Below are 24117 nucleotides of genomic sequence, written 5' to 3'. Positions count from 1 at the left end.
CCGAACCGCCGGTCGAGGACCGCGACGACAGCAGCAGCGGCGGCCCCGGAGGCGGCGGAGGCGGCGCAGGCGGCGATAGCGACATCGCCCCGATCTCCATCGTCGAGGAGATGAAGACCAGCTACCTCGACTATGCGATGAGCGTCATCGTCAGCCGGGCGCTTCCCGACGTCCGCGACGGCCTGAAGCCGGTCCACCGCCGGATTCTCTACTCCGCCTACGAGAACGGCTTCACCTACAACCGGGGCTACCGCAAGTCGGCGCGAATCGTCGGCGACGTCATCGGCAAGTACCATCCGCACGGCGACACGGCGATCTACGACGCGCTGGCGCGAATGACCCAGAGCTGGTCGATGCGGGTGCCGCTGATCGACGGCCAGGGCAATTTCGGCTCGATGGACCCCGATCCGCCCGCGGCGATGCGCTACACCGAGGCGCGGCTCGCCCGGGTCGCCAATTTCCTCCTCGGCGACCTCGACAAGGACACCGTCAACTTCCAGCCCAATTACGACGCCAACGAGACCGAGCCGCAGGTCCTTCCGGCGCGCTTCCCGAACATCCTCGTCAACGGCGCCGGCGGAATCGCGGTCGGGATGGCGACCAACATCCCGCCGCACAATCTGGGCGAGGTGCTGGCCGCGTGCCGTGCCTACATCGACGACCCGGCGATCAGCTCCGAAGGCTTGATGGAGCATGTGAAGGGCCCGGACTTCCCGACCGGAGCGCTGATCCTCGGACTGAGCGGCATCCGCAGCGCCTACACCACCGGCCGCGGCTCGATCCTGCTGCGCTCGCGCCACAAGGTCGAGGAAGGCCGCGGCGACCGAGTGTCGATCGTCCTCACCCAAATCCCGTTCCAGGTCGGCAAGAACGGCCTCGTCGAAAAGATCGCCGAAGCCGCCAAGGACAAGCGCATCGAGGGCGTCAGCGACATCCGCGACGAATCCAACCGCGACGGCGTGCGGATCGTCATCGAATTGAAGCGCGATGCGACTCCCGAGGTCGTTCTCAACCAATTGTGGCGCCACACGCCCGCGCAATCGTCATTCCCGGCGAACATGCTCGCGATCCGCGGCGGCCGCCCGGAAACGCTGACCCTGCGCGATTTCATCGAGAGCTTTGTCCGCTTCCGCGAGGAAGTCATCACCCGGCGCTCGAAGCACGAGCTCGCCCGAGCCCGCGAGCGCGCCCACATCCTGCTTGGGCTGGTCGTCGCGGTCACCAATCTCGACGAGGTGGTCAAGCTGATCCGCGGCTCGGCGAGCCCGGCCGAAGCGCGCGAAAAGCTCCTCGACCGCAAATGGCCGGGCGAGCAGATCCGGCCCTACATCGCGCTGGTCGAAGCGGTCGAGCCGCAAAAGGCCGGCGAGAGCTATCGCTTGTCCGAAGCCCAGGTCAAAGCGATCCTCGAGCTTCGCCTCCACCGGCTGACGGCGCTCGGCCGGGACGAGATCGGCAAGGAGCTCGAGACTCTGGCCGCCTCGATCGGCGAATTGCTCGAAATCCTCGCCAACCGGGCCCGCCTCTACGAGGTGATGCGCGAGGAGTTCGACGAGGTCGACTCAGAATTCTCGACTCCGCGGATGAGCGAGCTGGCGGCCGCCGCCGACGGCATCGAGGACGAGGATCTGATCGAGCATGAGGACATGGTCGTGACCGTGACCATGACCGGCTACATCAAGCGCACTCCGCTGGCCGTGTTCCGCGAGCAGAAGCGCGGCGGCAAGGGCCGGTCGGGAATGACGACCAAGGACGAGGACGCGGTCACCAACCTGTTCGTCACCTCGACCCACAACCCGGTGCTGTTCTTCTCCAACCTGGGCCGGGTCTACCGGATGAAGGTCTGGCGGCTGCCCGAGGGCGGCCCGAACGCCAAGGGCCGGCCGATGGTCAACCTGCTTCCGCTCGCCGAGGGAGAAACGATTTCGACCGTGCTGCCGCTGCCCGAGGACGAGTCCGAATGGGGCGGGCTGCACATCATGTTCGCGACCGCCCACGGCACCGTCCGCCGCAACAGCATGGACGCGTTCACCAACGTCCCCACCGCCGGCAAGATCGCCATGCGCTTCGGAGTCAGCGACGGCGAGACCGAAGGCGAAGAGCCCGGCGACCCGACCGACCGGCTGATCGGAGTGGAGCTCCTGACCGAGGACGACGACGTGCTGCTCGCCACCCGCAACGGCAAGGCGATCCGCTTCCAGTCAACCGACGTGCGCGAGTTCCAGGGCCGGACCTCGACCGGGGTGCGGGGAGTCCGGCTGCTCGGCGACGACGAGGTGATCTCGATGTCGATCCTTCACCGCGTCGGCACGTCGCAGGAGGAGCGCGAGGCCTATCTCAAATGTCCGGTGTGGCGCGAGCGCGAGGACGTCGAATGCTCGCTTGCGGCTGAGCGCTTTGCCGAGATGGCCGAGAAGGAGCAGTTCATCCTCACCGTCACCGAGAACGGCTACGGCAAGCGTTCGTCGGCCTACGAATATCGCCGCACCAACCGCGGCGGCCAGGGGATCACCAACATCGACACGTCGGAGCGCAACGGCCGGGTCGTCGCCAGCTTCCCGGTCAAGCCCGGCGAGCAGCTGATGCTGGTCACCGACCAGGCGAAGATGATCCGCACCACGGTCGGCGACATCCGGATCATGGGCCGCAACACCCAGGGCGTGACGATCTTCCGGGTCGGCGAGGGCGAGCGAGTCGTCAGCGTCGCCCGGATCGAGGAGACCGACGACGAGATCGAAACCGAGGCGGGCGACGAGCTTGCGCCGGACGAGGGCGCGACCATTGGCGAGGACCTTGCTGCCGGGAGCGGCGAATTGAGCGACGAGCCGAGCGACGAGTAGCGGAACGGCGCGAAGGGCCTCCGCGTTCGCCTTGGTGAAACGACCAAGGAGAAACTCATGGCCCTTCCCCACAATGCGCTGGTTCTGGTCGCGGACGGCCGCAAGATGCTGTTCCTGCGCAATCACGGCGACGAGGCGCAGATCGACTTGCGCACCGAAGCCCACGACAAACGCGAGGATTCGAAGGACAGCGAGCTGAAGACCGACTCGCCCGGCACCCAGTCGCCGCGCGTCGGCATCGGCCGCGACACGATGGAGGAGACCGATTACCACCAGCAGGAGGAAGACATCTGGGTGAAGGAGGCCGCCGACCAGCTCAAGAAGCGCGCGCTGCGCAATGATTTCGAAGCGCTGGCGATCATCGCCCCGCCCAAGGCGCTCGGAGTACTTCGCAAGGAGCTGCACAAGGAGGTCGAGAAGCGCATCGTCCTGACCCTCAACAAGGAAATGACGGACCGGCCGATCCCCGACATCGAGGAGCTGCTGGTCGGCGAAGCCGCGCCGCCGGCCTAGGAGCTGGCGCCCCGCCTTGTCCCTTGAGCCGGATCCCGGGAAGAATGGCCCGCCGCTGTTCACCGTCGGCCATTCGACCCGAACCATCCCGGAATTCGTCGACGTCCTACGGCTCGGCGAGGTCGATCTGGTCGTCGACGTCCGGTCGATCCCGCGGTCGCGGACCAACCCCCAGTACAACCTCGAGAACCTGCCAGGCGCCCTCGCCCAGTTCCAGGTCCGCCATCACCGCATTGCCGAGCTCGGCGGCCTCCGCGGCCGGGCCCACGACGTCGCGCCCGAGGTCAACGTCTACTGGCGCAATCGCAGCTTCCACAATTACGCCGATCATGCCCTGTCCGACGAGTTCGCGGCCGGGCTCGACGAGCTGCTTCGCCTGTCGGCCGAGCGGCGCACCGCGATCATGTGCTCGGAAGCCGTCTGGTGGCGCTGCCATCGCCGGATCATCGCCGATTATGCGCTGTTGCGCGGACGGCGGGTGGTGCACCTCATGAGCAACACCCGAATGGAGCCCGCCAACATGACTCCGGGGGCGAAGGAGCAGGCCGAGCGCCTGGTTTACCCCGCCGCCTGATCGTCGGTCAGGCGAACAGGTCGACCACCTCGGCGTGCGGCGCGACGGCGGCCAACAACAGCGTCCGGTGGCACCCGGCGGGGTCGCGCTCGTAGCACAGCAAGGCGCTCGGTTTTTCCCGCGCCAGCTCGACCATTTGCGCGCCCGCCGCGATCGCCTCGGGAAGCTCGAGCTGGCCGGCGTAGATGCGCTTCAAGTCCTCGTGCCGCCCCTTGCGCGCCGCCTCGCGCCCCGCCGCCGGCGTGCCCAGCGCGCGCAGATGCACATATTCGATCCCGGCCTCGGCAAGGGCGTTGCGCAGCGGCGTCTTCGAAAAGCCCGGCCGGCGTGAATTGGCAACCGCCCGCACGTCGATCACCCGCTTGACGCCGGCGCCCTGTAGCGCCGCAATGAACTCACCCGTGGTGGTTGCTTCATAACCGATGGTGAAGATGCGCATTTCTTCCCCACTGCCGTTCGTCCCGAGCGAAGTCGAGGGGCCGCGTCTCGACTTCGCTCGACACGAACGGATAAAGGATGGCCATGCCCCACGACATTCACATCATCGGCGGCGGGCTCGCCGGCTCCGAAGCCGCGTGGCAGCTCGCCGAGGCCGGTCTACGCGTCCGCCTCAGCGAAATGCGCGGCGGCGGGGATTCCACGCCCGCCCACGAGAGCGACCAGCTCGCCGAGATGGTCTGCTCGAACAGTTTTCGAAGTGACGATTGCGAGCACAACGCAGTCGGCCTGCTCCACCAGGAGATGCGGGCCCTGGGCTCGCTGATCATGCGGGCAGCGGACCAGCACCGGGTGCCCGCGGGATCGGCGCTGGCGGTCGACCGCGAAGCCTTCGCGGCGGAGGTGACTTGCGCGGTCAAGCAGCATCCCAGGATCACGGTGGCGCGCGAGCGGGTCGATGCGCTCCCCGATCATCCGGCGATCATCGCCACCGGCCCGCTGACCGGCTCGAAGCTGGCCGAGGCGATCGCCGCCGAGACCGGCAGCGACGCCCTCGCCTTTTTCGATGCGATCGCGCCGATCGTCCACCGCGACAGCATCGACATGGACATATGCTGGATGGCGGCCCGTTGGGACAAGGGAGGGAAGGACTATATCAACTGCCCGATGGATCGCGGCCAGTACGAGGCCTTCGTCGCCGCGCTCAATGCCGGTAAGAAGACCGAGTTCAAGGACTGGGAGCGTGACACGCCCTATTTCGAGGGCTGCATGCCGATCGAGGTGATGGCGACACGCGGAGTCGACACTTTGCGTCACGGGCCGATGAAGCCGATCGGCCTCGACAATCCGCGCACCGGGCGCTGGCCGCACGCGGTGGTCCAGCTGCGCCAGGACAATGCGCTCGGCACGCTGTGGAACATGGTCGGCTTCCAGACCAAATTGAAGCACGGCGAGCAGGTGCGGATCTTCCGCTCCATCCCCGGGCTCGAGCAGGCCGAGTTCGCTCGGCTGGGCGGGATCCACCGCAACAGCTTCATCAATTCCCCCAAGCTCTTGGACGGGGAACTTCGCTTGAAATCCCGGCCGAACATCCGCTTCGCCGGGCAGATCACCGGCTGCGAAGGCTATGTCGAAAGCGCCGCTATCGGCCTCATCGCGGCCCGCTTCGCGGCCGCGGAGCACACCGGCGAGCGGCTCCCCGCCCCGCCGCCGGAGACCGCGATCGGGGCGCTGCTCGGCCACATCACCGGCGGCGCCGACGCCGACACCTACCAGCCGATGAACGTCAATTTCGGGCTGATGCCGCCGATCGAGGCGAGGACCAGAAAAGCCGACCGCAAGAAAGCCTACACCGACCGCGCGCGGGCGGCGCTCGCCGAATGGCAAGGGGCCATCAACACAGCCCCCGCGACCGTTCGGGCTGAGCTTGTCGAAGCCCTGCCCTTGTCGGCCAAGTAGAAGACAGCCCTTCGACGGGCTCAGTGCGAACGCTGTGGGTGCGGCTCAGCAGGCGCAGCGCTTCTTCTTCGGCGGCGGCGGGGCGGTGCTTGCATATTCGGCCGGCGTCAGCCAGCCCGAGCGGTCCTTGTCGGCGCCGCCGAACTTGTCGAGCGTCTTTACCGCCCATTCCTCGAACGACAGCTGGCCGTTGCCGTTGGTGTCGAGCTTGGCATAGGCCTTGCGCCGCGGGGTCAGCAGCTCCTCCCTGGCGATGCGACCGTTCTTGTCCTTGTCGGCGCGCGAAAAGCGCTTCTGCTCGCGGCTCTTGGGGGTCGCCTCGGGCGCCTGCGGAACCCCGCTCGCAACGACCATCGACGGCTGACCGGAAACCGCGGGCGGCGCTTCGGGCAGCACGGGAGAGTCCTGGGCGCGGCCCTGCCAGAGGAGGAAAGCCCCGGTGATGAACAGGAAGCAGGCCGCGGCCCCGGCAAGAAAGCGCGCCATGAGGATCTCCTTGGAGAGGAGATTCGGCGCGGACATGGTCCGCTTCGGCGGCACTCATGTCAATCTAAGTCACGATCCGGTGGTGTCTCAGTTTGAATTGACCGTCGGGTGACGGGTGCGAATGCGGCCAAGCCAGTGGATGCGCTTTTCGAAAGATTTGCGAAGGTAGCTTGTTGGGGCAATCTTAAGCCGCATCTCGCAACGCGCGATCTCAGCGTCCAGCTCTTCAAGCGAGAGCTTCAGAATGTCGGATTCGTGATCCAGAACGCCAGAGCGTTTGCCCATTTCAGCCCCGCTTTTTGTAGGGGCCTCGTTTTGCGGGCGCCGGGGCCATTTCGTCAATCTTCGCCACGATATCCTCAAGCGACCACAGCCGATCAGTGATGCCAGCGGCCATTGCCGGGGACACTTTGAGTGTCTTGTGGATGCGGCAGAAATTGTAGAACGCGAAGTAGAGCGCCAGCGCGTGAAGATGATTGTCGAGCTTCTTTGAGAAGGCATTGGTGAGCCGAGTGAAACGGCGCATCGACATGCGCATGGTTAGGTTCTGGCGCTCAACGTAGCTGGTTGAAACGTGGTCAATGTCGGGATTGCCTTCGACGCGGACCTTGCGAGTGCCGCAGCATTCGCCGGGGCTGTAGCGGCGCTCATTGGCCGTGCCTTTCGGCTCGCCATAGATTTTCACGAGCTGTGCAAAGTCCACATCAGCTCCAAACGCGCCTTCCACGGCCTCGAAATAGGCCCGGTGACCGTCAGTGGTGAGCTGGACGCGATTGGCGAGGCGGTCGCGCAGGTCGTCCATCAGGATGATTGCCGACTGGCTGGAACGGTCGCCAACGAAATAGGAGACGATCAGCTTGGTATCGGCATCAAGGGCGGTCCAGGTCCACACGTCGCCAGCGCCCTCCGGTGCGTCCTTGGCGAGCTTCACGTTCTTGTCCTTGGCGTAGCAGAACGACCAGATTTCATCGCACTGGACGCGGCTCGCTTTGACGTTGCGCACGGTTTCGTCGTGAATGGCGAGGCAAGCAGTGCCCGCTTCGACTAGCAGCTTCGAGACGGTGTTGATCGACACGTCCGCAACGCGGCTGATCGACCGCATGGACGATCCTTCGCACAGCATAGCGAGGATTTGAGTGCGCTTGGCGAGTGGGAGCTTGTTCATACCCATTTGAGTATGAGCTTTCTTGCTTACCGTCAAGCATATTCGCTCAGTTTCGAATATCAAACTCGTAGATGACGCTGTCTATGCCGCCTTGGATCATGTGGAGCTTGTACGCTCCCAATCCCTCGGATCGCCACGGCATAAGCTTCCAGACGATGAGACCGGCATTGGTATCGACGTCGCCGAGTACGCCCATAAGTCCCCAATCCGTTTCATTCATTTTCTCACCGGCGGGTCCCTCAATCCAAGTGGATACCGCAACGGCCTTCCGGTGAGGCAACGTGGCCCTTATGTAGAATGCCAGCGGCCCAATGAACCGCGGCGTGTTGGCTGGAATGACAACAGTCTCACTGTAAACTCCGATAAGAATGTTTTTCCCACCCTCCTCGGTTCTGATGTCATCACACAGAACAACATAGTTGATCTTGATCGGAGACTTTTTCACGCGCCAATCGCATCCGGCTGCCGGCTGTGCGAAGTAATCCAAGGATCAGGAGTGTCGTTGACCTCATCGCGTGTCAGACGCTCAAAAATCGATGCGTTCTCACGTTTCCGAGCTTCGTAGCTATAGTTCGGCTTTCGAAGGTCGGCCAACGGGACCAGCGCGATTTGGAGTCTGTAATTGGCCGCTCGAGCAATGTTATGGAGCGTTCGGAGCGTGACATTGCTTTTTTTTCCGCTGAGGACCCGGTTAAATTGGCCGGGGTCCATATCGATGCGATCGGCGATCAGTTTCTGTTCTACGTTAAGCGTGCTGACGGCTTTTCTGACCGCGCGCCAGGTTTTGAGCCGCAGAGAAAACCAATGCTCGTCCAAGTCCGCTTGGCTTATGGGCGAGAAATTCACCTGATCACTCATGTGTAGCCTCCGCAGTCGGTGATGCATTGATCCAGCGGCCAACAGCGGAAACGCGGATGGCCCGGGAACAGTCGGTTCCAGGTATAGTGCACCTTCTCCATGGCGTCCTCGAACGGACACTTGTCGCGCAGCCGGCTTGTGATCGCGACAAAGCAATCCTGGCCGGCAAACGCGCCGAAGATGCGCGCCTTTGGAGCGAAGGTAATTTTGATTTCCCATATGTCGGTGAGATGAGGATTCCTCCTAGGCGTCAGTCGTTTGAAGAACTGCTCGTCGTCCTCGATCTCCTCTCCGATGACGTACTCTTTTAGGACCGCGCGGACGTTCGCAAAATAGTCGCGTTGGTGCGCCGGATGGTTGTAGATCCGGTTGCGCGTGTCCTTGGACAGGTAGAGTCGTCGTTTTTCGCATTCGTCCTCGTCAAAGGCCGGCTCGAATCGTTTTAGAGCGCCGGAGACCTCAGCCTCGGCTAAAATTGTTTCGATTGACTTAAAAGTCAACCGCCCCAGCGGCGCTTCGCCGCGTTTCGGGCTATTTCTGCCCGTCGCTCGGCGCTTATTTTAGCCGCCCTGGCTTTTCCGCCACGCCGTCCGAGCTCGGCTGCAGCAGATTTGATCTCGATGGTTTCTTCGATTTCGCGGGTAGCTATTCTCGCCACCATCACGGCGCGAGAGACGGCATCAGCCGGTCGCTTCTGACCTTGTGGTCCCTTTGGCATTGTTGAGCTCCTTACCGCTAAGCATATGGGCCGACAAGCCGAAGGGCGAAAGGGTCAGCTAATTTGAAACTGAGACACCACCCACGATCCGCCCGCTAATCCGGTGTCGGATCAGCGCCCACGACCGGCCCGGCGTTGCTTCGGGTTCGAGCGGCGGCGGCTGCTTCAAGTCGCGTGCGGCCAGCGCCGCAAGCGCGGTCAGCGGCCTCAGCCGCTTCGGGACGCGGTGCGTCGACAGTCGGTTCAGCTCGTCCGTCGGCCAGTGCTCGGTGATCAGGCCCCGCCTGGCGGCATTCGCACAGCCGTAGAGCCGCCCGGCCGGGTCGATCAGCGGGTCGGTCGCATCGAGCAGCTGTGCGCCGATCGAAAACAGCCGGGCACCGCCCTCGGCGATGCGTTCCACTTCGGGCTCTTGATCGAGCAAGGTCGCCCGGCCGTCCGTCAGCTCGGCAAGGTCGGCGCCGCGAACCCCCCGCGGCAGGAGCTCGGCTGCTACGGCTCGAAGCCGCGGCTCGGCGGGAATCTCGCCTTGGTCGAGTTCCTCGAGCCGCTCGCGCCACCAGGCCAGCTTGATTGCGGCAAGCGTCGGCTCGGTGGCCCGCGCGACCACTGTGGCCATCGCGTCATCCACGTCGAGCAGAGCGTCGAAAGCGGGCCGCAAGGCAGGCGGCCAATAGAGCCGTACGAGATCTCGGTCGGTCAATTGGTTCAACCTCTACCCCGTTCGTGTCGAGCGAAGTCGAGACACGTCCCTCGACTACGCTCGGGACGAACGGGTTTCAGCGGATGGCTCAGCGATAGCAGACGGCCTTTGCCGCCGAGACCACGTCGTCGACCTTGATCAGCGCCATCTTCTCGAGGTTGGCGGCATACGGCAGCGGCACATCCTGGTTGGTCACCCGCATCACCGGGGCGTCGAGGTCATCAAAGCCGTCTTCCATGCAGATGGCGACGATCTCCGAGGCGATCGAGCACACCGGCCAGCCCTCCTCGACGACGACCATCCGGTTGGTGCGCTTGAGGCTGGCGAGCACCGCTTCCTTGTCGAGCGGGCGCAGCGTCCGGAGGTCGACGACCTCGGCCTCGATGCCTTCGCCAGCCAGCTTGTCCGCTGCTTCGAGCGCCACCCCGACGCCGATCGAATAGCTGACCAGGGTCACGTCCTTGCCCGGCCGAACCGTCCGCGCCTTGCCGATCGGCACCGTGAAATCATCGAGCTGCGGAACATCGAAATTGTGGCCGTAGAGCAACTCGTTTTCGAGGAACACGACCGGGTCCTCGCTGCGGATCGCGGCTTTCAGCAGCCCCTTGGCGTCGGCCGCGCTGTAGGGCGCCATCACCACCAGCCCGGGGACCGACGCGTACCACGGCGCGTAATTCTGGCTGTGCTGGGCGGCGACCCGCGACGCGGCGCCGTTAGGCCCGCGGAACACCACCGGACAGCGCATCTGGCCGCCCGACATGTAATTGGTCTTGGCCGCCGAATTGACGATATGGTCGATGGCCTGCATCGCGAAATTGAAGGTCATGAACTCGACGATCGGCCGAAGCCCGCCCATCGCCGCTCCGGTGCCAAGGCCGGCAAAGCCGTATTCGGTGATTGGAGTATCGACCACGCGCCTCGGGCCGAACTCCTCGAGCAGCCCCTGCGTGACCTTGTAGGCGCCCTGGTACTCGGCGACCTCCTCGCCGATCACGAATACCCGCTCGTCGCGGCGCATCTCCTCGGCCATCGCGTCGCGCAGCGCCTCGCGGACGCTGGTCTGCGCCATCGCCGTCCCCTCGGGCACTTCGGGGCCGACCGTCTCCTTGGGCTCGACCATCAGCTGGTCGGTGCCGGTCTCCGCTTCTTGCGGGCCGGACGTCTCGATCGCGCTGTGCTCGGTCTTCTGGTCCGAGGGCCGCGGCTGGTCGGGCACCTCGTCCGCTTTCGGAGCGGGAGCGGGCGTCGCGGCCGCCTGATCCGGTTCGCTTTGGCCGCCGCCCCCGGCAGCAGCGTCGCTCACCGCCTCACCATCGCCAGCGAGCACCGCGATCGGGGTCCCGACCTTCACTCCGTCGCTGCCTTCCGGCACCAGGATCCTGGCGATCGTCCCCTCGTCGACCGCTTCGAACTCCATCGTCGCCTTGTCGGTCTCGATCTCGGCCAAAATGTCGCCCGAGCTGACCGTGTCGCCTTCCTTGACCAGCCATTTGGCGAGCGTCCCCTCCTCCATCGTCGGGGACAGCGCCGGCATGGTGAGCTCGGTCGCCATCAATCGCTCCCGACCAGGACGTCGGTGTGGAGCTCGGATGGATCGGGCAGTGGCGTGTCTTCAGCAAATTTCGCAGCTTCGACGACGATGTCCTTGATCTGCTTGTCAATTGCCTTGAGCTCGTCTTCGCCGACTCCGAGCTCCGCCAGGTCCCTGGCGGCATTGCCGATCGGGTCGTTGCGCTCGCGGAATTCCTGCACTTCCTCGCGAGTCCGGTATTTGGCCGGATCCGACATCGAATGGCCGCGATAGCGGTAGGTCTTCAGCTCGAGGATGATCGGCCCCTTGCCGCCGCGCACCCAGTCGAGCGCGACCTGCGCCGCGCCGCGAACCGCCAGCACGTCCATGCCGTCGACCTGGATGCCCGGGATCCGGAAGCTTTCGCCGCGCTTGTAGAGGTCGGGCTCGGAATGCGACCGGGCGACGCTGGTGCCCATCGCATATTGGTTGTTCTCGATCGCGTAGATCACCGGCAGGCGCCACAGCTTGGCCATGTTGAACGCTTCGTAGACCTGGCCCTGGTTGGCCGCTCCGTCGCCCAAATAGGTCAGGCAGACGCCGCCGTCCTCGGCATAGCTGTGCTTGAACGCCAGGCCGGTGCCGAGCGGCACCTGGGCTCCGACGATGCCGTGGCCGCCGTAAAAGCCGTGCTCGACCGAAAACATGTGCATCGAGCCGCCCTTGCCCTTGGAGATGCCGGCTGCGCGGCCGGTCAGCTCGGCCATGATCACCTTGGGGTCGATGCCGTAGGCGAGCATGTGGCCGTGGTCGCGGTAGCCGGTGATGACGCTATCCTTGCCGACCGTCATCGCCGACTGGAGGCCGACGGCGATCGCCTCCTGGCCGATATACAGGTGGCAAAAGCCGCCGATCAGCCCGAGGCCGTAGAGCTGGCCGGCGCGCTCCTCGAAGCGGCGGATCAGCAGCATCTGCTTGTAGAGGTCGAGCAGCTCGTCCCTGGACGCCTTGTAGCGCTCGGGCTCGGGCGGGCGCTCCCGATTGGTCTCGGGCGAACTCACACGTTTCCCCGCGGCCGGCGATTTGTCTGGAGTCTTCGGCTTTGCTGCGCGCGCCAAGGCGTGGCCTTTCATCGGGCTGGGAGGCGGCAGGCTCTATAGGAAAGCCGCAGCCCAACTGGCAACTGCGCCCAGCTGGCAACCGCCCGGGGCCCGCTAGTCGAGCGGGATGATCACTTCATCGGGGCGGACCAGGCCAAGGTCGCGCCGGACCAGCTCGTCGGCCATGTCGGGGTCCGCCTTCTTGGGGTCGAGCAGGGCGGAGCGGTGGCGAAGCTGGGCGCGCTCGGCCTCGAGGCGGGCGAGCTCGGCTTTGCGTTCATCGAGGTCGCGGTGATAGCCGCCCCACGCAAGCAGGCCGTTGGGGCCGGCGACCGCATAGCCGGCGAAATTGCCGACCACGATCAGCGCCAGGGCGGGCATCGCCGCGCGACGGATCAGTCCCCTGGTTCTTCGTGCAGCCCCCATCCGCTCCAGAGAATCACGATGACGTCATGAAGGCAAGCGAAAAGAGTGGTTTGGTGGATAAAGCTGTGGATCGGCTGTGGGTCAGCGCGGCGAATAGGCCTTCAGCGCCTCGCGTCCGGCGTAGCGCGCGGTTTCGCCCAGCTCTTCCTCGATGCGCAGCAACTGGTTGTACTTGGCGGTGCGGTCGGAGCGCGCGAGGCTGCCGGTCTTGATCTGACCGCAGTTGAGCGCGACCGCGAGGTCGGCGATGGTCGAATCCTCGGTCTCGCCCGAACGGTGCGACATGACCGCGGTGTAGCCCGAGCCTTGCGCCAGCCGGACCGCGGCGATGGTCTCGGTCAGGGTGCCGATCTGGTTGACCTTGATCAGGATCGAATTGGCGATACCGCCCGCGATGCCCTCGGCGAGGCGCTTCTCGTTGGTCACGAACAGATCGTCGCCGACCAGCTGGACTCGATTTCCGAGCCGCTCGGTCGCCATCTTCCATCCGACCATGTCGTCTTCGGCGAGCCCGTCCTCGATCGAAGCGATCGGATAATCGGCGAGCAGCGCTTCGAAATAGTCGACCATCTGCTCGGGTGTCAGTGACTTCTCCTCGCCGGCGAGCACATAGGCGCCGTCCTTGAAGAATTCCGTCGCCGCCGGGTCGAGCGCGATCAGGACGTTCTTGCCGGCGCTGTAGCCCGCGGTTTCGACGGCTTGCAGGATGAAGTCGAGCGCTTGCCGCGCGGACCCGATGTCCGGTGCAAACCCGCCCTCGTCGCCGACCGCGGTCGACATTCCGGCTTGGTGCAGCGCGCTCTTGAGCGAATGGAAGATCTCGGCGCCGCAGCGAAGCGCTTCGGAAAAGCTCGCAGCGCCGGCCGGCATGACCATGAATTCCTGGAAGTCGATCGGGTTGTCGGCGTGGGCGCCGCCGTTGAGGATGTTCATCATCGGCACCGGCAGAAGGTCGGCGCTGACCCCGCCGACATAGCGGTAGAGCGGCAGCCCGAGCGATTCCGCGGCCGCCTTCGCGCATCCCAGGCTGACCCCGAGGATCGCGTTAGCGCCCAGTCGGCTCTTGTTCGCCGTGCCGTCGAGATCGATCAGCGCCGAGTCGATGTCGGCCTGGTCCTCGGCGTCGCGGCCGACGATCGCCTCGGCGATCTCGCCGTTGACCGAGCGGACCGCTCCCTCGACTCCCCGGCCGCACCAGCGAGAGTCGTCCCTGTCGCGGAGCTCGACGGCCTCGTGAGCGCCGGTCGAGGCGCCCGACGGCACCGCGGCTCGTCCCATGCTGCCGTCCTCGAGTGTCACATCGACCTCGACCGTCGGGTTGCCTCGGCTGTCGAGGATCTGGCGGCCGTGGACGTCGATGATCGCGGTCATGGATAGCCTTCTTGCGGAAGCGTAATGAAATCGGCGCGCAGCGTGCTTATATGGCCCGGGTTGGAGCGTGCAACTTTCACCCTCGCTCGCCGGAACGAAGCCGCGCGGCTCTGGGTTGAGGTCGAGAAGGAGGATTCAGATGCAGAACAACAACAGCGAGCTTCCCGAAGGCACGGACAAGGTCGTCTCCGGAGCTTCGACGCCGCCCTCGGCGGACGGCGGGGACGGCGACGTTTTGCTGGTTGCCGATGTCGGCCCGTCGACCGGGCGCACCTCCGGAGGCGCGTCGGGTGGCGCGTCGGGGGGCACCGGCGGCCGCACCGCGGGCACTCGCGACGCGATCGTCGACAAGATCCGCACCGGCCGCGACAAGCTGTCGAGCCAGGCGGCGGACAAGACCCGCGGTCTGGTCGGCCAGGGCCTCGAGCGCGGCGCCGAGGCGCTCGCCAACGTCGGCAAGCTGGTCGGCGACACCGCCGACGGCCTCGATGAGCGGCTCGGGCCCGAGTACGGCGAGTATGCTCGCCGCGCCGCCAGCGCTCTCGAGGACACCGCCAACAGCATCGCCAGCAAGGATGCCGACGAGCTGATCGACGACACCCGCGAGTTTGTCCGCAAGAGCCCGGGAGTCGCCCTGGCCGGAGCCGCCATCGTCGGCTTCGCGATTGCTCGGCTGATCAAGTCGGGCCTCGCGCAAGACGATGACGATGGCGACAGCGGTAACGGCCGCCGCGGCGGCGGCTCGCGCGAGACTTGATGCTGAAACCGACCGATCCGCCCATCCGGTCGCCCGAGCCGGGGGACGAGCGCCCGATCAGCGAGCTCGTCCACCAGCTGGTCGAGGACGGCAAGGCCTATGCCTGGGCCGAGCTCGGGGTCGTCAAGGCCGTGGCTTCGGCGAAGGCCGGCGGCCTGAAGGTGCCGGCGATCCTGCTCGGAGCGGCGCTGCTGTTCGTTCAGGCCGCGGTGACGATCCTGACGGTGGCGACGTTCTTCGCGCTGCTGCCGGCGATTGGGCCGGTGCTCGCGGGGCTACTGGCCTTCCTGATTTTTGCCGGCATCGGAGCTGGCATGGCATGGCTGGGAATCAGCAAGGCAAGGCGCGACCTGTGAGCAAGGAAACGCCCGAGATGGCGGCGGCGGGCATCGAGGCCGAGCGAGCCCGAGCCCGGCTGATGGAGACGGCACGCGAGCTCCAGGAGCGGCTCAGCCCGGCCGTGCTCGCCCAGAATGCCTGGGAAGGCGCCAAGTCGAAAGGCGCCGACCTTGCCGAGGACGCGGTCGACGCGGTCCGCCGCCGGCCGGCGATCGCCGGCGGAATAGCGGCCGCGATCGCCTTGTTCCTCGCCCGCGAGCCGCTGATCGACATGGCCGGCAAGCTGGCCGACGGGGTGACCACCAAGCGCAAGTCGAAAAAAGCCGGAGCCGGGTCGCCGAAAAAGGCCGGAGCCGGGCCGCGCAAAACCGACAAGGAAGCGAAAAAGACGGAGACGATCGAATGACTGACCAGGACAACAACCGGGCGGACAATGCCTCTGATGGCGGCGTCCGCCAGCGCGCGATCGAAGCCTATGACGAGGCTCGCGACAGCGTCGCCCAGGCTGGCCGCAAGGCCAATGACGCAATCGACGAAGCGCCGCTGATCGCGCTTGCCGGCGGGCTTGCCGTCGGCGCGATCTTGGCCGCGCTCCTCCCCCGCACCGAGAGCGAGACCCGGGTGCTGCGCCCGGTCGGCGACAAGCTGACCGGCACCGCCAAGGCCGCCGCCGCGGCCGCCAAGGATGCTGGCAAGTCGCGACTCGCCGAGCTTGGCCTGACCCGCGAAAAGGGCGCCGAGACCCTGCGCTCGATTTTCGAGGACGCCAGCGAGGCCGCGAAGACCTCGGCGCAGGCGGCACTGAGCGGGGCCCGCGAGCGCGAATGAGCAAGCTTCATCTGGTGTTCGGCGGGCGGGTCAAGGACCCGCGCGGGCTCGAGTTCGTCGACCTCGACAACATCGACCTTGTCGGCCTCTACGCAAGCTATGCCGAGGCCGAGGATGCGTGGCGCGGCAAGGCCCAGCGCACGGTCGACGACGCCGAGATGAAATATGTCGTCGTTCACCTGCACCGGCTGCTCGAGCCCGACGCGGAAGCGATGCCGGCGGCGGCCCCGCCGGCGGAGAGCGCTCAGGCGGAGCGGTAGCGCCACAGGAGCAGCGGCCGCTGCATCAACAGCCCGGCGAGGAAGCCGCCGACATGCGCGGCCGTGGCAAGCAGCACTCCGCGGCTGCCGGCCAGCAAGCCGACCATCATCTGCAAGACGACCCAGGCGGCCAGCAGCCAGGCCGCATTGATCAGCCGATTGAGCCGCGGCGACCGGGTGAGCGCCCTCGCTTCGCCGAAGCTCAGGGCGAACGCCCCGATCACCGCGCTGACCGCGCCACTGGCGCCGATCATCGGGACGATCGAGGCCGGATCGACCAGCCACTGAGCGATCGCGGCGGTATAGGCGCCGACACCGTAGAGAAGCAGCAGCGCGCCGCGCCCCAGCACCCGCTCGACCGCGCTGCCGCACCACACCAGCATCAGCAGGTTGAAGGCGACGTGGAGCAAGCCGCCGTGGACCAGGGTCGAGCTCAGCGGAGTCAGGAGGGCCGGCATTGCCCCCGACAGGTCAATGAAGCCGCTGAACCGCGCCGGGATGAACCCCCACAAGGCGGCCGCGGTGTCGCTCGCGCCGATCGCCGCGGCCAGCATCCAGGCGAGCGCGGTGACGGCCGCGATGACGATGGTGGCCGTTCGGGGGATCCGCACGATCCGGCCCCCGCTCAGACGAATTCGATGGCTTTGATCTTGTAGTAGCGGTCGCCCGACGGGGTCGAGACCTCGACTTCATCGCCGACGTTGCGCCCGATCAGCGCCCGGCCGAGGGGCGAGTTATAGCTGATCCGGCCGACCCTGGCGTCGGCCTCGGTCTGGCCGACCAGCTGGTAGCGGATCTTCTTCTTGTCCTCGTCGATCAGGGTGACGGTCGCCCCGAACACCACCCGGTCGCCGGACAAGGTGGTCGGGTCGATCACCTGGGCTCGGCTCAAGCGGTCCTCGAGGTCGGCGATCGTCGCCTCGATCTGGCCCTGCCGTTCCTTGGCCGCGTGGTACTCGGCGTTCTCGGCGAGGTCGCCGTGGGCGCGCGCCATCTCGATCGCCTCGATCGCGGCGGGCCGCTCGACGCTCTTGAGATGCCGGACCTCGTCGTCGATCTTGCGGTGGCCCTCCGCCAGCATTGGCACTTTGTCGGCAGTCGCCATTGAAAAAATGCCTTTCTTCCAAAATCCCGCTCCTGCGCTGCCGGACCGGCTCGCGGATCGAGGGGCGGATTGTCAGGATCAGTTTACGGAAGCGGAATAATAGGACTGAAGCGAGGCAACTTCAAGCGCGTGGCCGCGAACCGCCTCGATCGAGCGCGCCGCGGCAAGGCTCGCGGCGGCGGTGGTGAAATAAGGCACCTTGCGGGCCAGCGCCGTCGCCCGGATCGAGTGGCTGTCCTTCAATGACTGCCAGCCCTCGGTGGTGTTGAACACCAGGTCGACGTCGCCGTCGAGCAGCCGGTCGACGATGTGCGGCCGCCCCTGCGCGACCTTGTTGACCCGCTCGACCGGCAGGCCCCGCGACGCAAGATGCTCGGCGGTTCCGCCGGTGGCGATGATGGAAAAGCCAAGCTCGATCATTTTCTCGACCGCCGGGATGATATTGTCCTTGTCGGCGTCCTTGACCGATACGAAGGCGGTTCCGCCGTTGGGCAAGGCCATCCCCGATCCAAGCAGAGCCTTGCTGAAGGCGATGTCGAAATCATGATCGATTCCCATGACTTCGCCGGTGCTCTTCATTTCCGGTCCAAGCACCGGATCGGTGCCTGGAAAGCGCGCGAACGGAAATACCGGGGCCTTGACGGCGATGTGGCCGATCGCGCGGTCGATCGGGTCGAACGCCGACAAGGGCTCGCCGGCCATCACCCGGGCGGCGATCTTGGCGATTGGACGCCCGATCGCCTTGGCGACGAACGGCACGGTGCGGCTGGCACGCGGGTTGACCTCGATCAGATAGACCTGGTCGTCCTTGACCGCGAACTGGACGTTCATCAGCCCCTTGACCTTCAGCGCCAGCGCCAGCGCCTTCGTCTGCCGCTCGATCTCGGTGATGACTTCGGCCGACAGCCCGTGCGGCGGGATCGCGCAGGCGCTGTCGCCTGAATGGACCCCCGCCTCTTCGATGTGCTGGAGGACTCCGGCGACCGCGACCTCCTTGCCGTCGCAGATCGCGTCGACGTCGACTTCGATCGCGTCGCGCAGATAGCGGTCGATCAGCACCGGGCTGGTGCCCGAGACCGAGACCGCGGTGGCGATGTAATGGTCGAGCTGGAGCGGGCCGTCGACCACCTCCATGCCGCGCCCGCCGAGGACGTAGGAGGGGCGCAGGAGCACCGGATAGCCGATCCGCTGGGCGACCTGCAGCGCCTCGTCGCGGCTTCGGGCGATGCCGTTGGGCGGCTGCAGCAGCCCGAGCCGGGCGACCAGCTTGGCGAAGCGCTCGCGGTCCTCGGCAAGGTCGATCGAATCGGGACTGGTGCCGAGGATCTCGACGCCGGCGGCCTGCAGCTCGGCGGCAAGCTTGAGCGGCGTCTGCCCGCCCAGCTGGACGATCACCCCGAGCAGCTCGCCCGACGCCTTCTCGCGCTCGACGATTTCGATCACGTCCTCGGCGGTCAGCGGCTCGAAATAGAGGCGGTCGGAAGTGTCCGGGTCGGTGCTGACCGTCTCCGGGTTGCAATTGACCATGATCGTCTCGAGCCCGGCGCCATCGCGGCCCAGAGCGAACGCGGCGTGGCAGCAGCAGTAATCGAACTCGATCCCCTGGCCGATGCGGTTGGGCCCGCCGCCCAGGATCATCACCTTCTTGGCGCCGCTGACCTCCGCCTCGTCCTCCGCCTCGCCAAAAAGCGGCGCTTCATAGGTCGAGTAGAGGTAGGGCGTGGCCGCGTCGAACTCGGCGGCGCAGCTGTCGATGCGCTTGAACACCGGCCGCACGCCGAGCCGCAGCCGGTGGGCGCGGACTTCGGCCTCGGTCACTCCGCCGGTCAGCGCCTTGAGCGCATCGTGGACCACCCCCGACCCGCGGGCGCTCTTCTCGCTCATGTCGCGCGGCGCCTTGGCGGAGCGAAGCGCGAGCTCGCCCAGCCGCGCGTCGGAAAAGCCCATCGCCTTCAATTCCCGCATCCCGGCGGGGTCGCGCGGCAGCCCTTTCGCCCTCACCGTCTCTTCCGCCTCGACGATTTCCTGCAGCCGCTCGATGAACCACGGGTCGAAGCCGGCGATCTGGTTGATCCGCTCGACCGTGAAGCCCTGGCGAAGCGCCTCGGCGGCGACCAGCAGCCGGTCCGGAGTCGGCCTCGCAAGCGCGCTCTCGATCGCTGCCGGGTCGCTGTGCTCGAGCGCGCGCACGCGGTCGAGCCCGGTGAGCCCGATCTCCAGCCCGCGCAGCGCCTTTTGCAGGCTCTCGGCAAACGACCGCCCGATCGCCATCACCTCGCCGACCGACTTCATCGACGTGCTCAGGCTCGCCTCGGCGCCGCTGAATTTCTCGAACGCGAAGCGCGGGACCTTGGTCACCACATAGTCGATGGTCGGCTCGAAGCTGGCCGGGGTGGCGCCGCCGGTGATGTCGTTGGCGATCTCGTCCAGCGTGTAGCCGACCGCGAGGCGCGCGGCGACCTTGGCGATCGGGAAGCCGGTGGCCTTCGACGCCAGCGCCGAGGACCTCGAGACGCGCGGGTTCATCTCGATCACCACCATCCGCCCGGTCTTGGGATCGATTGCGAACTGGACGTTGGAACCGCCTGTTTCGACACCGATTTCACGCAGGACCGCGATCGATGCCGAGCGCATCCTTTGATATTCCTTGTCGGTCAGGGTCAGCGCCGGCGCGACGGTGATCGAGTCGCCGGTGTGGACGCCCATCGGGTCGACGTTCTCGATCGAGCAGACGATGATCGCATTGTCCTTGGCGTCGCGGACCACCTCCATCTCATATTCCTTCCAGCCGAGCACCGATTCCTCGATCAGCACTTCGCTGGATGGACTGGCTTCCAGCCCGCCGCGGACGATCGCCTCGAACTCCTCGCGGTTGTAGGCGATTCCGCCGCCGGTGCCGCCGAGCGTGAAGCTCGGGCGGATGATCGCCGGAAGCCCGACGCTGTCGAGTGCAGCCACGGCGTCCTCGACCGAATGGGCGATCGCCGAGCGCGGGCTCTCGAGCCCGATGCGGTCCATCGCCTCGCGGAACTTGAGCCGGTCCTCGGCCATCTCGATCGCCGCCGCATTGGCCCCGATCAGCTCGACCCCGAGCCGCTCGAGGGTCCCGTCTTTGGCCAGCGCCAGCGCGGTGTTGAGCGCCGTCTGCCCGCCCATCGTCGGCAGCAGCGCGAAGCCTCCGGGAGAGTTTGGCCTCTCCTTCTCGAGGATCTTGGTGACGATCTCCGGAGTGATCGGCTCGATGTAGGTGGCGCCTTGCTCTCCCTCCCCGCCGACCAGCTCGGGGTCGGTCATGATCGTCGCCGGGTTCGAATTGACGACGATCACCCGGTAGCCCTCGGCGGTCAGCGCTTTCACCGCCTGCGATCCCGAATAATCGAACTCGGCCGCCTGGCCGATGATGATCGGCCCGGCGCCGATGATCAGGATCGAGGAAATGTCGGTGCGCTTGGGCATCGGCTCGCCGTCAGCTCTCTTCGGGGAAGTTGATCGCCTCGACGATCACCGTCTTCAGGCGGTTCTTGCGCGCCCAGCGGACCACGCAGGCGCGTTGCTCGATGGTCGCTCCCGGCTTGAACAGGAACACGAGCCGCTTCTCGCTTTCGTCCTGGAACAATTCGCCGAGCGCCAGCCCGCAGTCGCGCCCGACCGTCGCCAGCTCTTCCTCCGAATGAAACCGAGCCGTCGCGCAGCCGGCAAGAAGCAGGGTCACCAATGCGATCGTGCCGACCTTCATTTCCCCATCGCCCCGACGAATTTCTCGAATAGATAGAAGCTGTCCTGCGGGCCGGGCGAGGCTTCGGGGTGGTACTGGACGCTGAACGCCGGGCGGTCGGTCAGCTCGAAGCCGCAATTGGAGCCGTCGAACAGCGACACGTGGGTCTCGCGCGCATTTTCCGGCAGTCCTTCGCGCTCGACCGCGAAGCCGTGGTTCATGCTCGTGATCTCGACCTTGCCGTCGGCGAGGCGCTTGACCGGATGGTTGGCGCCGCGGTGGCCCTGGAACATTTTCGACGTTTTCCCGCCGACCGCCAGCGCAAGCAATTGATGCCCGAGGCAGATCCCGAACAGCGGTTTCCGGGTCTCGAGCATCGCCTGGATCACCGGCACCGCGTAGTCGGCCGTCGCCGCCGGGTCGCCGGGCCCGTTCGACAGGAAGAAGCCGTCCGGCTCGTGCGCCATCACGTCCCCGAAGCTCGCTTCCGCCGGGACGATGGTCACCCGCGCCCCGGCCTCGACCAGGTTGCGGAAGATGTTGCGCTTCGAGCCGTAGTCCACGGCGACGACATGCGGTGCCTTGGCGCCATTGCCGCCGCCCATGTCATATCCCTTCCCCCACGCCCACTTGCCGCCGGTCCAGCGCTCGACCTGGAGCCGGCTGACGTCCCTGGCGAGGTCCATGCCTTCGAGCCCCGGCCAGTCGGCCGCCATCCGCCGCAGCTCGTCGAGATCGAACTTGCCGTCGGCGCGGTGGGCGATGGCGATGGTCGGCGGGCCTTCGCGCCGGACCAGCCTGGTCAGCGCCCTTGTGTCCACACCGGCGATTCCGATCCGCCCCCATTTCTTCATCCACGCCGCGAAATCCTCGCCGGCGCGATAGTTGCTCGGCCTCGTCACCACCTCGCGCACCAGGCAGCCGAGCGCGTGCGCTTCGGCCGCCTCGACGTCCTCGTCGTTCGCGCCGACATTGCCGATGTGCGGGAAAGTGAAGGCGATCACCTGCCTCGCGTAGCTGGGGTCGGTCATCACCTCCTGGTAGCCGGTCATCGCGGTGTTGAAGCACAGCTCGCCGACCGTCTGCCCCTCGGCGCCGAAACCCCGCCCCCACACTGTCCGGCCGTCGGCGAACACCACGACTCCGGTCGCGCCGTCGGGTTGCGGCGCGGGCGCCCCTCCGTCAGACGTGCGTCGAGCGTCGGCCATGGGCTGGAGGAGCCTTTCCGCGGGCGGTTTTGCAGCAATGTCGCTAAGCCGTGATGGCTAGGGGGCGCGGGGCTTCAGGTCAACGCTGTAAAAGGGCCGCGGCGGGCGCTACCAGCGCGTTTTCCGCTGACAGGAAACGGGCACACGATGATTCGCGATGACATCAAGGCCGCGACGATCGAGGCGATGAAAGCCGGCGACAAGGCGACGACCGGCACCCTGCGCATGGTCCAGTCGGCGATCAAGAACCGCGACATCGAGGCGCGCACCGGTGCGGCGGCCGCGGACGACGACGCGATGGTCATCGAAGTGCTCCAGAAAATGATCAAGCAGCGCCGCGAATCGGTCGACATGTATCGCAAGGGGGCGCGAGAGGAGCTGGCCGCGGCCGAGGAAGCCGAGATCGCCGTCATCGGGCGCTTCCTCCCGAGGCAAATGAGCGACGAGGAAGCCAAAGCGGCCATCCAGGCGATCGTCGCCGAAACGGGCGCCAGCTCGATGAAGAACATGGGCAAAGTGATGGCCCTGGTCAAAGAGCGCCACGCCACCGCCATCGAGCCCGCCCGCGCAAGCGGGTTGGTTCGGGAGATATTGGGCTAGACAGATGCGTCGCCAGCCTCAAATCTGCGGCGCGTGACCCTCTCGCCCACTTCACTTGAAAGGCTCACCCCGTGAGCCTGTCCGTTCAGTTCCTCGACGAACTCCGCGCCCGGACCCTGCTATCGGCGGTGATCGCACCATCGGTGAAGCTGCTGAAGGCGGGGCGCGAGTTCAAGGCGTGCTGTCCGTTCCACCAGGAGAAGACTCCGAGCTTCACGGTCAACGACGAGAAGGGCTTTTACCACTGCTTCGGCTGCGGCGCCCACGGCGACGCGATCCGCTTCCTGACCGACTCGCGCGGAATGCCGTTCATGGACGCGGTCAAGGAGCTCGCCGGGCGGGCCGGCCTCGAGGTCCCCGCTCCGGATCCCCGCGCGCGCGATCAGGCCGAGCGCGCCGCTTCGCTGACCGATGTCATGGCCGCGGTGCAGAAATGGTTCGCCGACCAGCTCCAGGGCCTCGAGGGCGCCGAGGCGCGCGATTATCTCGCTAGGCGCGGCATCCAGCCAAGCACCATCGCCCGGTTTGGATTGGGCCTCGCGCCCCAGGGCCGCGCCCGGCTCAAGCGGGCGCTCGGCCATCTCGGCGAGGAAGCGCTGGTCGAGATCGGGATGCTGATCCGACCCGAGGACGGGGATAAGGAAACCTACGACCGCTTCCGCGGCCGGTTGATGTTCCCGATCCGCGACCAGCGCGGGCGAGTGATCGCGTTCGGCGGCCGGATCATGGGCGACGGCGAGCCGAAGTACCTAAATTCGCCCGACACGGTCCTCTTCGACAAAGGCCGAACGCTCTACAACATCGACCGCGCAGGCCCGGCCAGCCGAAGCGCCAAGCGGCTGATCGTCGTCGAAGGCTATATGGACGTCATCGCCCTCGACCGCGCCGGGATCGCCGAGGCCGTCGCCCCCAACGGGACCGCCGTCACCGAGGCGCAGCTCGAGCGCATGTGGCGGCTCGATCGATCGCCCATCCTGTGCTTCGACGGCGACAGCGCCGGGCGCAAGGCGGCGGTCCGGGCGGCGCTGCGCGCGCTTCCCCACATCGGCCCCGACCGCACGCTGCGCTTCGTCGAGCTGCCGCCCGGCCAGGACCCCGACGACGTCGTTCGAAGCGCCGCGGCAGCGGTTGGCGGGGATGGAGCC

29 protein-coding genes are annotated in these 24117 nt (G+C 66.4%); 11 read left to right on the top strand and 18 right to left on the bottom strand.

Annotation, left to right across the window (positions count from 1 at the left end; genetic code table 11):
* Positions 1-83 precede the first annotated feature (83 nt).
* The 3 genes from gyrA to H0T81_RS02085 are packed head-to-tail and all read left to right on the top strand — an operon-like array spanning position 84 to position 3927.
* Positions 84-2840: a DNA gyrase subunit A gene (gyrA, locus tag H0T81_RS02095; RefSeq protein ID WP_294009308.1), complete on the top strand. Its 2757-nt coding sequence runs from the start codon at positions 84-86 to the stop codon at positions 2838-2840.
* 57 nt (positions 2841-2897) lie between these two features.
* Positions 2898-3353, top strand: coding sequence for a host attachment family protein (locus tag H0T81_RS02090; protein ID WP_294009278.1), 456 nt, complete (start codon positions 2898-2900; stop codon positions 3351-3353).
* Between the two features lie 16 nt (positions 3354-3369).
* Positions 3370-3927 (top strand): DUF488 domain-containing protein, encoded by a 558-nt coding sequence (locus H0T81_RS02085; protein WP_294009276.1) that lies wholly within the window; start codon positions 3370-3372, stop codon positions 3925-3927.
* A gap of 7 nt (positions 3928-3934) precedes the next feature.
* Here the strand turns inward: H0T81_RS02085 and H0T81_RS02080 are convergent, their stop codons facing one another.
* On the bottom strand, positions 3935-4366 hold the full coding sequence (locus H0T81_RS02080) for a DUF488 domain-containing protein (protein WP_294009274.1): 432 nt from the start codon (positions 4364-4366) through the stop codon (positions 3935-3937).
* Positions 4367-4449: 83 nt separating this feature from the next.
* Between H0T81_RS02080 and trmFO the strand changes: the two genes are divergently transcribed.
* On the top strand, positions 4450-5823 hold the full coding sequence (trmFO, locus tag H0T81_RS02075; RefSeq protein WP_294009272.1) for a methylenetetrahydrofolate--tRNA-(uracil(54)-C(5))-methyltransferase (FADH(2)-oxidizing) TrmFO: 1374 nt from the start codon (positions 4450-4452) through the stop codon (positions 5821-5823).
* Positions 5824-5868: 45 nt separating this feature from the next.
* Here the strand turns inward: trmFO and H0T81_RS02070 are convergent, their stop codons facing one another.
* From H0T81_RS02070 to eno, 12 genes are all read right to left on the bottom strand, one after another.
* The gene (locus tag H0T81_RS02070; protein ID WP_294009270.1) at positions 5869-6309 is read right to left on the bottom strand and encodes a hypothetical protein; all 441 of its coding nucleotides are present in this window, start codon (positions 6307-6309) and stop codon (positions 5869-5871) included.
* Between the two features lie 87 nt (positions 6310-6396).
* The gene (locus H0T81_RS02065) at positions 6397-6594 is read right to left on the bottom strand and encodes a hypothetical protein (protein WP_294009268.1); all 198 of its coding nucleotides are present in this window, start codon (positions 6592-6594) and stop codon (positions 6397-6399) included.
* 1 nt (position 6595) lies between these two features.
* Positions 6596-7474, bottom strand: coding sequence for an IS1 family transposase (locus tag H0T81_RS02060; protein ID WP_294009266.1), 879 nt, complete (start codon positions 7472-7474; stop codon positions 6596-6598).
* A gap of 46 nt (positions 7475-7520) precedes the next feature.
* Positions 7521-7919 (bottom strand): hypothetical protein, encoded by a 399-nt coding sequence (locus H0T81_RS02055; protein ID WP_294009264.1) that lies wholly within the window; start codon positions 7917-7919, stop codon positions 7521-7523.
* On the bottom strand, positions 7916-8332 hold the full coding sequence (locus H0T81_RS02050) for a hypothetical protein (protein WP_294009262.1): 417 nt from the start codon (positions 8330-8332) through the stop codon (positions 7916-7918). Before H0T81_RS02050 ends, H0T81_RS02055 begins: the two co-directional genes overlap by 4 nt.
* The gene (locus tag H0T81_RS02045; RefSeq protein WP_294009260.1) at positions 8329-8832 is read right to left on the bottom strand and encodes a hypothetical protein; all 504 of its coding nucleotides are present in this window, start codon (positions 8830-8832) and stop codon (positions 8329-8331) included. The genes H0T81_RS02050 and H0T81_RS02045 overlap by 4 nt, the downstream gene beginning before the upstream one ends.
* Positions 8829-9050 carry a hypothetical protein gene (locus tag H0T81_RS02040; protein ID WP_294009258.1) on the bottom strand — a complete coding sequence of 74 codons (222 nt, stop codon included), beginning with the start codon at positions 9048-9050 and terminating at the stop codon, positions 8829-8831. The genes H0T81_RS02045 and H0T81_RS02040 overlap by 4 nt, the downstream gene beginning before the upstream one ends.
* 58 nt (positions 9051-9108) lie before the next feature.
* Positions 9109-9753, bottom strand: coding sequence for a squalene/phytoene synthase family protein (locus H0T81_RS02035; protein ID WP_294009256.1), 645 nt, complete (start codon positions 9751-9753; stop codon positions 9109-9111).
* Positions 9754-9841: 88 nt separating this feature from the next.
* Positions 9842-11305 carry a pyruvate dehydrogenase complex E1 component subunit beta gene (locus tag H0T81_RS02030; protein WP_294009254.1) on the bottom strand — a complete coding sequence of 488 codons (1464 nt, stop codon included), beginning with the start codon at positions 11303-11305 and terminating at the stop codon, positions 9842-9844.
* Entirely contained in the window at positions 11305-12324 is a 1020-nt protein-coding gene (gene pdhA, locus H0T81_RS02025; RefSeq protein ID WP_294009252.1) for a pyruvate dehydrogenase (acetyl-transferring) E1 component subunit alpha, read from the bottom strand. The genes H0T81_RS02030 and pdhA overlap by 1 nt, the downstream gene beginning before the upstream one ends.
* A gap of 153 nt (positions 12325-12477) precedes the next feature.
* Positions 12478-12789, bottom strand: coding sequence for a septum formation initiator family protein (locus H0T81_RS02020; protein WP_294009250.1), 312 nt, complete (start codon positions 12787-12789; stop codon positions 12478-12480).
* An 81-nt stretch (positions 12790-12870) separates the two neighbouring features.
* The gene (eno, locus tag H0T81_RS02015; protein ID WP_294009248.1) at positions 12871-14160 is read right to left on the bottom strand and encodes a phosphopyruvate hydratase; all 1290 of its coding nucleotides are present in this window, start codon (positions 14158-14160) and stop codon (positions 12871-12873) included.
* 139 nt (positions 14161-14299) lie between these two features.
* On the opposite strand from eno, the gene H0T81_RS02010 reads away from it, so the two are divergent.
* The 5 genes from H0T81_RS02010 to H0T81_RS01990 are packed head-to-tail and all read left to right on the top strand — an operon-like array spanning position 14300 to position 16344.
* On the top strand, positions 14300-14917 hold the full coding sequence (locus tag H0T81_RS02010; protein ID WP_294009246.1) for a hypothetical protein: 618 nt from the start codon (positions 14300-14302) through the stop codon (positions 14915-14917).
* Positions 14917-15273: a phage holin family protein gene (locus tag H0T81_RS02005; protein WP_294009245.1), complete on the top strand. Its 357-nt coding sequence runs from the start codon at positions 14917-14919 to the stop codon at positions 15271-15273. The genes H0T81_RS02010 and H0T81_RS02005 overlap by 1 nt, the downstream gene beginning before the upstream one ends.
* Complete coding sequence (locus H0T81_RS02000) at positions 15270-15662, top strand: DUF3618 domain-containing protein (RefSeq protein WP_294009243.1); 393 nt, start codon at positions 15270-15272, stop codon at positions 15660-15662. Before H0T81_RS02005 ends, H0T81_RS02000 begins: the two co-directional genes overlap by 4 nt.
* Complete coding sequence (locus H0T81_RS01995; RefSeq protein WP_294009241.1) at positions 15659-16084, top strand: hypothetical protein; 426 nt, start codon at positions 15659-15661, stop codon at positions 16082-16084. Before H0T81_RS02000 ends, H0T81_RS01995 begins: the two co-directional genes overlap by 4 nt.
* Complete coding sequence (locus H0T81_RS01990; RefSeq protein ID WP_294009239.1) at positions 16081-16344, top strand: DUF4170 domain-containing protein; 264 nt, start codon at positions 16081-16083, stop codon at positions 16342-16344. The genes H0T81_RS01995 and H0T81_RS01990 overlap by 4 nt, the downstream gene beginning before the upstream one ends.
* On the opposite strand, the gene H0T81_RS01985 is transcribed toward H0T81_RS01990, so the two are convergent.
* The 5 genes from H0T81_RS01985 to carA form a co-directional block, all read right to left on the bottom strand.
* Entirely contained in the window at positions 16329-16955 is a 627-nt protein-coding gene (locus H0T81_RS01985) for a rhomboid family intramembrane serine protease (protein ID WP_294009237.1), read from the bottom strand. The two genes, H0T81_RS01990 and H0T81_RS01985, sit on opposite strands and share 16 nt — an antisense overlap.
* A 14-nt stretch (positions 16956-16969) precedes the next feature.
* Positions 16970-17449, bottom strand: coding sequence for a transcription elongation factor GreA (gene greA, locus H0T81_RS01980; protein ID WP_294009235.1), 480 nt, complete (start codon positions 17447-17449; stop codon positions 16970-16972).
* Positions 17450-17527: 78 nt separating this feature from the next.
* Entirely contained in the window at positions 17528-20905 is a 3378-nt protein-coding gene (gene carB, locus H0T81_RS01975) for a carbamoyl-phosphate synthase large subunit (protein WP_294009233.1), read from the bottom strand.
* Between the two features lie 10 nt (positions 20906-20915).
* Positions 20916-21185: a hypothetical protein gene (locus H0T81_RS01970; RefSeq protein ID WP_294009231.1), complete on the bottom strand. Its 270-nt coding sequence runs from the start codon at positions 21183-21185 to the stop codon at positions 20916-20918.
* The gene (gene carA, locus H0T81_RS01965) at positions 21182-22372 is read right to left on the bottom strand and encodes a glutamine-hydrolyzing carbamoyl-phosphate synthase small subunit (RefSeq protein ID WP_294009229.1); all 1191 of its coding nucleotides are present in this window, start codon (positions 22370-22372) and stop codon (positions 21182-21184) included. The genes H0T81_RS01970 and carA overlap by 4 nt, the downstream gene beginning before the upstream one ends.
* A 147-nt stretch (positions 22373-22519) precedes the next feature.
* On the opposite strand from carA, the gene H0T81_RS01960 reads away from it, so the two are divergent.
* Positions 22520-22972, top strand: a complete 453-nt coding sequence (locus H0T81_RS01960; protein WP_294009228.1) for a GatB/YqeY domain-containing protein — start codon at positions 22520-22522, stop codon at positions 22970-22972.
* Between the two features lie 71 nt (positions 22973-23043).
* The coding region (gene dnaG, locus H0T81_RS01955; RefSeq protein ID WP_294009226.1) for a DNA primase at positions 23044-24117 on the top strand (1074 nt) is incomplete at its 3' end.

It is taken from the genome of Sphingomonas sp. (genome assembly GCF_013812825.1).
In the GTDB taxonomy this organism is placed as follows: domain Bacteria; phylum Pseudomonadota; class Alphaproteobacteria; order Sphingomonadales; family Sphingomonadaceae; genus Sphingomicrobium.
The sequence above is the reverse complement of the archived record's forward strand: the minus strand, read 5'-3'. Positions and strand labels throughout refer to the sequence as shown.